The 9,106-nt window shown below is 61.1% G+C and carries 8 protein-coding genes; 6 read left to right on the top strand and 2 right to left on the bottom strand.

Annotated features, from left to right (window positions below; all coding sequences use genetic code 11):
- Window positions 1-304 precede the first annotated feature (304 nt).
- Together VGN12_12525 and VGN12_12520 are read left to right on the top strand one after the other, a co-directional pair.
- A complete protein-coding gene (locus VGN12_12525) occupies window positions 305-1,180 on the top strand; it encodes an alpha/beta hydrolase (protein ID HEY4310267.1) in 876 nt (291 codons plus the stop codon).
- Window positions 1,181-1,288: 108 nt separating this feature from the next.
- Window positions 1,289-2,458, top strand: a complete 1,170-nt coding sequence (locus tag VGN12_12520; GenBank protein HEY4310266.1) for a sugar phosphate isomerase/epimerase — start codon at window positions 1,289-1,291, stop codon at window positions 2,456-2,458.
- A 16-nt stretch (window positions 2,459-2,474) separates the two neighbouring features.
- Here the strand turns inward: VGN12_12520 and VGN12_12515 are convergent, their stop codons facing one another.
- The gene (locus tag VGN12_12515; protein HEY4310265.1) at window positions 2,475-3,794 is read right to left on the bottom strand and encodes a hypothetical protein; all 1,320 of its coding nucleotides are present in this window, start codon (window positions 3,792-3,794) and stop codon (window positions 2,475-2,477) included.
- Between the two features lie 295 nt (window positions 3,795-4,089).
- On the opposite strand from VGN12_12515, the gene VGN12_12510 reads away from it, so the two are divergent.
- The 4 genes from VGN12_12510 to VGN12_12495 all read left to right on the top strand — a co-directional run bounded on the left by VGN12_12510 (window position 4,090) and on the right by VGN12_12495 (window position 7,618).
- Complete coding sequence (locus tag VGN12_12510) at window positions 4,090-4,311, top strand: hypothetical protein (protein ID HEY4310264.1); 222 nt, start codon at window positions 4,090-4,092, stop codon at window positions 4,309-4,311.
- A gap of 325 nt (window positions 4,312-4,636) precedes the next feature.
- Window positions 4,637-6,001, top strand: coding sequence for an aspartate aminotransferase family protein (locus VGN12_12505; GenBank protein ID HEY4310263.1), 1,365 nt, complete (start codon window positions 4,637-4,639; stop codon window positions 5,999-6,001).
- 332 nt (window positions 6,002-6,333) lie between these two features.
- Window positions 6,334-6,621 carry an acylphosphatase gene (locus VGN12_12500; GenBank protein ID HEY4310262.1) on the top strand — a complete coding sequence of 96 codons (288 nt, stop codon included), beginning with the start codon at window positions 6,334-6,336 and terminating at the stop codon, window positions 6,619-6,621.
- 55 nt (window positions 6,622-6,676) lie between these two features.
- Window positions 6,677-7,618, top strand: a complete 942-nt coding sequence (locus tag VGN12_12495; protein ID HEY4310261.1) for a hypothetical protein — start codon at window positions 6,677-6,679, stop codon at window positions 7,616-7,618.
- Between the two features lie 104 nt (window positions 7,619-7,722).
- Here the strand turns inward: VGN12_12495 and glmM are convergent, their stop codons facing one another.
- On the bottom strand, window positions 7,723-9,069 hold the full coding sequence (gene glmM, locus VGN12_12490) for a phosphoglucosamine mutase (GenBank protein ID HEY4310260.1): 1,347 nt from the start codon (window positions 9,067-9,069) through the stop codon (window positions 7,723-7,725).
- Between the last annotated feature and the right edge of the window lie 37 nt (window positions 9,070-9,106).

Genomic DNA, 9,106 nt, shown 5'->3' with positions numbered 1-9,106 from the left:
GAATAACGCCGCCGTTTTGAAAATAGCGGAATATCGGCCAAGAACTGCTAATCTCGTCCTCGGTGAAAGCTGCCACTGGCCACCTCTCAGAGTTCCACGTACGTGTTTCGGTCTATGTTTTGCCATTACGCCGTCTCATTCCTGGCCCTTTCAGCTCATTATTAACTCTCTCCTGCCGCTCGACGAGAGAAACTTCAAATCCAACTTCGCGCCGCATCAACTCGACGCGACACCTGCGGCAAGTAATAATCGCGTGATTCGGTCCGATCGCTTCGCACCATATGCCCTTCGCGAGACATGCCCGATGAAAATCAGACTTGCCATCCTAATCACATTATTTTCGATCGGGCTGCGGCACGCCCGCGCTCAGGAAGTCACCCCTCTCTACTCCGGTGCCGCCCCCGGATCGGAAACCTGGACGCACGAAGAGCAAGAGTACTTCTCGCCCATCTTCAACACGCAGGTCGTCACGAACGTCGTCAAGCCGACGCTGACGAAGTACGCGCCGGCCGCGGAGAATGCTAACGGCACGGCCGTCGTCATCTGCCCAGGCGGCGGGTTTCACGTCCTGTCGATCAATAGCGAAGGGGTCGACGTCGCCAAGTGGCTCGCCGAGCGCGGCGTAACCGCCTTTGTGCTGAAATATCGACTTGTCCCGACGGGCAAGGATGGCGTGGTCGAGATGATCGGCAAGAAGCGCGACAAGGTCGAAGAGGATATGCGCAGCCATTTCCCTCTGGCCGCCGCTGATGGGGTCGCCGCCGTGAAATACGTGCGCGATCACGCTGCGGAATTCGGCATCAATCCCAAACGCATCGGCCTAATGGGTTTCTCGGCCGGCGGCTCGGTCACGTCTTGGGTAGCGCTCAATTACTCGGCCGACAGCCGCCCCGATTTCGTTGCGCCGATCTACGCTTATGTCGGCGTCATCGGCGAAGGCACGGTACCCAGCGATGCTCCGCCACTGTTCGCCTTGGCCGCCTCGAATGATCCTTTGGGCCTAGCCGACGACAGCGTCGAGCTGTACAGCAAATGGTTGGCCGCCAAAAAGCCTGCCGAGTTGCACATGTACGCTAAGGGAGGACACGGCTTCGGGATGAAGACGCAGAAGTTGCCCAGCGACCACTGGATCGAAATCTTCGGCCAATGGCTGGACGGCCAAGGGCTGCTGAAGAAATAGCACGCAATCGTTCGGTCCGCGCTTCTGCGAGCGCCCCCTTTTGCAAACCAGCCACGCGCATCGTAAGATGCTCGACTTGGCAACATCGCACTCGCAGAGGCATCAGTCGTGGGTCATCACCAAACCAAGGAACATCGTTGGGGTCGCTCCTCTTATCACCAAATCGGATTGGTCCGTGGCCAGTTCGGCAATGTGCCTGAGGAGCGCTGGCTCGATTGGTTGGCCGAAACCGGCTTCGACGGCTGGGAAGAGGCCAGTTGGGAGCTGGCGCTCGATCGATGCGGCGATGACGCGGGCGCTAAGAAATACGCCGAAGAGCGCGTGGCAGCCGCCAAGAAGCGCGGACTGGAAATCTTCTCGATCGCCGGCCACTTGCAGGGACAAGTGCTGGGGGACGAGCCCTCGGCCAAGACTCTGCAGTTCATCGGCGGCGAAGCGGTCGAGGCCTATAGCCGGTGGCGCAAAGCCGGCAACCATCCGCCGCGCACTGATCCCTTTTTTGTTCCGCCCGAGGTGGGCGAGATCGCTCATCGTCAGGCCACGACGGCACTGGTGAACATGGTGCGTTTGGCGCATTTCATCGGCAAGTTGCAAGACCGGGTCATCCCGGTCTCAGGCTTTGTCGGCTCGCCGGCCCATTGCTGGTCACACTGGTTTTTGTTCCCGCCACTACCGTCGTCGCTGGGCGGTCATCCAATCCCGGACGTCTATCAGGTCAGCCTCGAACTATTGGTCGAGCGCTTCGCACCGGTCTTTCAGGCCTGTCTGCAATACGGCACGACGTACGACCTGGAATGCCATCCCAGCGAGCGAGCGATGGGTGATATCACCAGCGCCGGCGAATACCTGCGCGCGGTCGACGGCGCCGGTTTTGCCAAAGCGGCCGGCTTCAACTTCGATTGCTCGCACATGGAATGGCAAGGCGTCTCGGGCGTCCAGTTCATTCGCGAATACGGCGACCGTATTCACTGCGCCCACATCAAGGGAGTGCAGGTCATCGACGGCTATACGCGCAATGGCCGCCTAGGTGGACATCGTCCGATGGGGGACAAGGAGAACGGCTGGAACTTCGTCACAGCCGGCACGGCACGCGACGCGGCAACGACCGAACCTCTGTTCGTCGAACTGAACCGCGCCGGTTTCAGTGGCGCCGTGTCGATCGAATGGGAAGACAACGACGTCGAGCAACACGCGGGCGCGAAGCGAGCGCTAGCCAATGTCCATCATGCGGATCAGCCCCCCAGCCTGATGCGCCACGACGAGCAATTGAAGGCTTAGCTATCAGATGCTTCGATCACTCCGCCCGTTGTTCAACGATCGGCGGTGACAACAGCTCGCGGCGTACAAGCGTCATGATGGCCGGCGAGCTGGCGAAGTAGTCCCAGCCGTGGCGGCGGTGCATCTGCGGTTGCACGTTGAATTGCTTAACCTTCACCGCCTCGTCGCCAAGCCGGCCTGCGGCCAGCCCGGTGGCTCCCAGCGCCTCGGGCCCGCGCCCTCCCCACAGACGCGGATAGAAGTGCAGCACGAAGTCCTTCGGATTGAACAGGACCACCAGCCGATCGACCTGCGAAACGGCCCGATCGTGCCGCATACCGGGCAGCAGCCAATTATTAGGCACGGCGGCCCCCATCAGCACAGCTGTGGCCGGGTGGCGATCCGGGTGAACGCGATCCGTAAGCTGCCGACCTTCGAGAACGCCTCCGCCAAGCAAGTGCAATCCACCAGTGACTACCCGGGATCCGTAGCTGTATCCGCCCACCGTGACAGGCGAATTAGGGCCGAGCAGATCGACGAAGCGTGCCAGGTAGTACCCCTCGACGTTCGTACGGCATGCCTTCAACTGCGCATCTTTGCGGAAGCATGGTACGACCTTATCACTGGGCCACGACCAAACGATCAAGCGCATAGGGCCTGTCGTACAACATCCGGTCATAAGTTCGCGATAGAACTCCCGGCCCCGCGTCTCGGCCTCTCCGGCATCCGTATCGTTGCCATGAATTAGGATGGCGGTGGTGACGGCCGGATTATCGATCGAGATCAACTCGTCCAAGTTGGAACGAGTCCAGCCTTGACCGCATATAAACCGCTCGACGCCCGGCGAAAACGCATCGGGCGGAACGTCGCAGAAATTCCCCGATAGATTCCGTGTGCTGACGATCCACAGCTCATGCCCGGCGCCGTCGGCATCTTCGGAAATCGACGACGTCCGAACGTTGGCAGGCGCTGCTTCGCCCTTTGGCGCGACGGGATCGCTGGGGCCGGGAGCGACGTCCTCGTCGACAATCGCAGCGTCCGCGCCCGAATCCAGCGTTATCGTCGTCAGACCGACGAATTGCAGCACACTTCCGCCCGACAAGCCGGCGGCGGCCCTCAATAGTCGCTCGTCGTCGGCTTCGTCCCTTAAATCGTTAGGATCGTCACGCCGGGACGACTGATTTGCAATTGTTCCGTCAGCGGCAGAGAGCGCCGGCTCGAACGAGAGGTGGGCCGCGCCGTCTTCGGCCCGCACTGAGTCGCTTAAATAGGCACCGCATGACGCGATGGCGAATAGGCCTGCGAGCAGTCCCACGCGGACGCGCCCACGGGCGCTATGAATCTTGCGGCACGACACGAGGGCGCGGACCTTCTCGAAGGATGTCGTCAGGGAACTAACAGCACAGCGCGACGAAACAAAGGCCGGCGGATGGCACGGTTGTGCGGCAGAGAACTCGTCAGCTCTCTGCTTTTCACGCGCGGCTAAGTACATTTCGTACGGCGATGATTGCTTTCTCCAGTCGTGTGCGGAATCTGCAACGTTTATCGCGCAAAAAAACATCACGTTGCGTTTGCACATCACGCAGAGTGGGGTAGAGTTGTTCGACCCACTGCCTCGCCGTGATATGCAGTCTTTACTGGAGGTGCGATTCATGAAGAGGCTTCTCGTTCTAACGGCCGCAGCGGCTGTAATGGCCAGCTCGACCGGTTGCTTACACTGGTTCAACCGTGGCGGCTCCTGCCAGAGCGCGCCCGCTCAGACCGGTTGCGGTACTCCGCAGGCAACATACTCGGCTGATCCGTACATGGGCGCTCCGGCCGGGACGATTGTCGCTCCGCCGCCGGCTACCTACGTACCCGGCCCGCAAGGTTAATTGCTCGTAGATCCTGACTGTGGATTGCAGTTTCGCACGCTCGTTGGCGCTGTGCAATCGTCCTTGCATCGCGACGCGAGCTCTCAATCGCCCCGTGCGCCGTTGCGTGGCATCATTAGCTGCGCCGCACTGCGCGCTGGCGCCGCGAACTGCAATATTTAAGCCTGGATCGACGAGCGCGCAGAACACTGCGCCCTCGGAAAACAACGCCCGCGGGGCTGCCGCGCCATCCTGAAAGCGGCGCCTCGCGGGTACCGAGTCGTTTGGTAAGGCTCTGCGCGCGGGTTAGAATGGCCGCTTTGCCATTCCTTCGCGAGCACGTGCCATGTCAGACGCCGCCACGAACAACGATCTCGCCCGCGATCAGGCGCACCTGGTCCATTCCTTGCATCGCCCCGCCGCGCAAATGCATGCGCACGAGTGGGTCGAGGGACGCGGATCCATTCTTATCGATCAGTCGGGGCGCGAATTCATCGACGCGCTGGCCGGCTTGTGGAATGTCGTCGTCGGTCACGGGCGCACCGAGCTAGCCGACGCGGCGGCGGGCCAAATGAAGAAGCTAGCCTTTGCCACCTGCTATGCCGGCAGCACCAACCGTCCCGCGATCGAACTGGCCGAGCGCATCGCTGGACTGTGCTACAAGGGAATCAAGCGATTCTTCTTCACCTCGGGCGGCGCCGAATCAAACGAGTCTGCCTTCAAAACGGCCCGTTACTTCTGGCGCACGAGCGGCCAGCCGACCAAGATCAAGATTATCGGTCGGCAGTGGGGCTATCACGGCACGACTATGGCCGCGATGTCGGCAACCGGGATCGCCTCGTACTGGCCGATGTTCGAGCCGCGCGTGCCTGGCTTTTTGCACATCGCCAGCCCCTATCCGTATCGCTTTCAACCGCCAGCCGGCACGTCGGCAAACGATTCGCGTACCCCTGGTGTGATGGCTGCCGATCTCCTTGAAGAGGCCATCCTCCGCGAAGGCCCCGACACCGTGGCCGCCTTTCTGGGTGAACCAGTTCAAGGGGCCGGCGGTGTGATCGTACCTCAGGATGATTACTGGCCGCGCATTCGCGCCATTTGCGATAAGTACGACGTGCTGCTGCTGGCCGACGAAGTTATCACCGGCTTCGGGCGCACCGGAAAATGGTTTGGACTGGCGCGCTACGGCATCGAGCCTGATATCTTTGCCTTCGCCAAGGCAGTCACTAGTGGCTACTTCCCGTTGGGGGGCATCGGCATTAACGAGCGTATCGCCGCGGCCATTAACTCATCGCCCGACGATAAGAGTTGGATGCATGCTTTCACCTACTCCGGCCATCCGGTGGGCTGCGCCGTGGCTCTGGCCAATCTGGACATCATCGAGCGTGAAGGATTGGTCGAACGGGCTGCGGCCCTGGGGCGACGCCTACTGACCGGCCTGCGAACGCTCGAATCGCATCCACACGTTGGCGATGTGCGCGGTCTGGGACTGATGGCGGCCGTCGAGTTCGTGGCCGACAAACAAACGAAGGCCGAATTCCCCGCCGCGGAAAAAGTCGGCCCACGCATTCACGCCGCCACTCAGGAACGCGGCATGTTCACCCGACTGCGTGGCGACGTTTACAACCTGGCCCCGCCGTTCACTACCAGTGAAGCCACGATCGATCGCATGGTGGAAATCCTGGGCGAATCGATCAAAGCGGTGCTGGGGTAAATGACGCGAGGATTCGCATGGAAACCGCCCAAGGGCTACTTCACCTCGTCACAATCGGAGTGTCGTTGCCGACTTTCTGTTGGAGGGGATTGGTGCCGCCGCGCCGGGGCTCTATCCACTCAGGCGAGTGATTCGCATCTCACCGTTGTCTCTTATATCCACAGGTGGCGTGTGTCTCGTAATGGGCCTCGTCCTTTTTGCCTTTGGCTAGGCCACACAAGGCATTAGGACCGGGTTTCACCCGCTGGCGGCCGTCCTGTGCCCCATTTATAATTGGCAGTTTACCGGGCTGGTGGTCTGGTCTTACCGTAGTTCGTGGAGGCGAGAGACCATTGGCCGAGACCAAGGACGCCGTTCGGCGGGACCTGCTTTTTCACGGTCGTGTCCAGGGGGTCGGCTTCCGCTACACGACGCGTGATATCGCCTCGCGCTACACCGTGACCGGCTACGTTCAGAACCTGCCTGACGGGCGCGTGCGATTGGTGGTCGAGGGGGCAAAGCCGGAAGTTGATCGATTTATCGTCGCCGTGACCACGGAAATGGCCGGCTACATTCACGGCCAGGACGAAGAGGCGAGTCGCGCAACCGGCGAATTTGCCAATTTTTCGGTCAGGCACTGAACAAAAAGTTCTAAACGCCGTAGTGACTCAGGAACAAACGATAGGGCATTTCTCTATGCATTTGCAATTGCCAACCTTGCTGGCTGCCTCGCTCAACTGGGTCACGCCGCTGTGGATTGTCGTGGCCGGCGTCGCCGCGCTGACGGCGATCTTCTTTGCCCTCTATTTTCTGCTGATCGCCGTTGCGCCGAAGGTGGCGGCCATTGCCCATACCACGGCCAAAGAGGCTTGGGCCCAGCCGCTATTTTGGGTCACACTCGCTATCGGCTGCGTGCTGCTGTTGATCTTTCCGTTTGTGCCGTACTACACGCTCGGCGAAGACGTGAAGATGATCAAGGACTCAGGCCTAGCGCTGATTACGGTGTTATCGATCATCTTGGCCGTGTGGACCGCCAGCGTCTCGGTTTCGGAAGAGATCGAAGGACGCACCGCCCTCACGCTGTTGAGCAAGCCGGTCAGTCGCCGGCAGTTCATCCTGGGGAAATTCCTGGGTGTACTCGCGCCGACCGCTTCGATGTTCGTGATCCTCGGCGCGCTGTTCCTGGCGACCGTTTCCTTTAAAGTCAAACACGAGGCGCGTGAAGCATCGAGCCCCGAGCCGACCGCCGCGGAATGCCAGGCGGAAATGCTGCAAATCGTGCCGGGCCTGGCCCTGAAGTTCATGGAAGCCACGATGCTGGCCTCGATCAGCGTAGCCCTCTCGACGCGGTTGGCCATGCTGCCGAACCTGGTGCTATGCGTAACGATTTATGCCCTGGGGCACCTGGCTCCGACCTTCGCCAATGCTTTTCGCGAGTCGCGCCTCGTGTCGTTCTTCGGCCAGTTCCTCGCAACCGTGCTGCCGAATCTCGATGATTTCGACATCCCGGCCGCGGTCTCGACCGGACGCATGGTGCCACTGGTTTACCTGGGCTGGGCTGCCGTCTACAGCGCGCTCTACAGCACGGTGGCCATGGTGCTGGCGCTCCTGATGTTCGAGGATCGCGATCTGGCCTAGTCGCAACGTGCTGGAAGCGACGAGGCGCGCTCTGTGTTGCTGGCCGGAATCGAACAGGTAGCGCCGAGTCTCTCAGCTCGCGCCCCGCGGCTGAATCTTGGTTGTTAGACGCCTGCCAACACCTTCGCCGAATCATCGCACAGTCGGCGTGCATCTTCGGCGGTTGGAGCTTCGGCGATCGCGCGCACGATCGGCTCGGTGTTGCTGGCCCGGACTAACAGCCAGCGTCCCGGCCAATCCAGCCGCAGCCCGTCGAGCGTATCGGATTTCGCATCGGCGAAATGCTTTTTGAGCGCGGCCAGGCCGGCGGGAATCTTCTCCGGCGGCAGCGAGATTTTCGTCTTGACGATTTCATATCGTGGCAGCTCGTCCGCCAATCGACTGATCTGTTCGCCGCGCGTGGCCATTGCATCCAGCAGCAGGGCCATGCCCACGAAACTATCGCGCACGAAAACGACGCGTGGATCGATGATGCCGCCGTTCCCTTCCCCTCCCAAGATCGCGCCGTTGCGTTGCATCGCTTCGACCACGTTCGCCTCACCGACGGCCGAACGGAAAAACGGCACGCCGTATTTCGCGGCCAGATCTTCGGTCATGCGACTGGTCGAGCAATTCGTCACTACGGGACCGCGCCGCGTGCGCAGCACATGGTCGACGCACAGCGCGGGCGTGTATTCTTCGCCGATATAACGCCCAAGCTCGTCGATGACGGCCAGCCGGTCCGCGTCGGGGTCCTGGCAGAAGCCAATGTCAGCGCCAATTTCCTTCACGCGTGACAAAACCCCGGCCAGATTCTCTTGTGTCGGTTCGGGCGTGTGTTCGTATTGCCCGTCCGGATTTTCGCCCAGAATGGTCGTGTGGCAACCAAGTTCGTCGAGCAAACGCCGGCCAAGCATACTGCCGGCGCCATGGTTCGAATCGAGCAGTACGCGAAACTTGCAATGGCGAATCCGGTCGACGTCGACCGTGCCGAGGACGAGTTTCAAATGCGCCGAATGGGCATCCGCGCAAGCAATCGCATGGCCCACCTGGTTGTGTGGCACCCAGGAAATCTGCCCGGCGCGATAACGCTGCAAGACTTGTTGGCCTTCGGCCGCAGGAATGACGCGTCCCTCGGCAGAGAACAGCTTGAGGCCGTTGTACTCGGGCGGGTTATGGCTGGCTGAAATTTGCACGCCGCCGCCGGCCAGCAACGTACGAACCAAAACACCGGCAGTCGGCGTCGCGGCGACGCCGGCATCGATCGTGTCGCGTCCGACGGCCTCGAGCCCGCTGGCCACGGCCTGCGCCAGCATGCGTCCCGTGCCGCGCCCGTCGCGACAAATCACAACGGCCCGCCCCGGCGGCAGCGTGGCGGCGAAAGCGCAAACGTATCGAATCGCCAAGTCGGGTGTGAGGCTTTCACCGACGATGCCACGCAAACCCGAGACGCTGATTATCGGTTCACTCACAGGCGATGTTCCTTGTTGCAATGCGTTGGGCGAGGAA

The organism is Pirellulales bacterium (assembly GCA_036499395.1).
Taxonomy (GTDB): Bacteria; Planctomycetota; Planctomycetia; order Pirellulales; family JACPPG01; genus JACPPG01.
This window is presented reverse-complemented; position numbering and strand designations above follow the sequence as displayed.

Bases quoted from the DNA above. Each gene is read 5' to 3' on its own strand.
- VGN12_12495 (HEY4310261.1), top strand. From the start codon at position 6,677: ATGCATTTGCAATTGCCAACCTTGCTGGCTGCCTCGCTCAACTGGGTC.
- VGN12_12510 (HEY4310264.1), top strand. From the start codon at position 4,090: ATGAAGAGGCTTCTCGTTCTAACGGCCGCAGCGGCTGTAATGGCCAGC.
- VGN12_12525 (HEY4310267.1), top strand. From the start codon at position 305: ATGAAAATCAGACTTGCCATCCTAATCACATTATTTTCGATCGGGCTG.
- VGN12_12505 (HEY4310263.1), top strand. From the start codon at position 4,637: ATGTCAGACGCCGCCACGAACAACGATCTCGCCCGCGATCAGGCGCAC.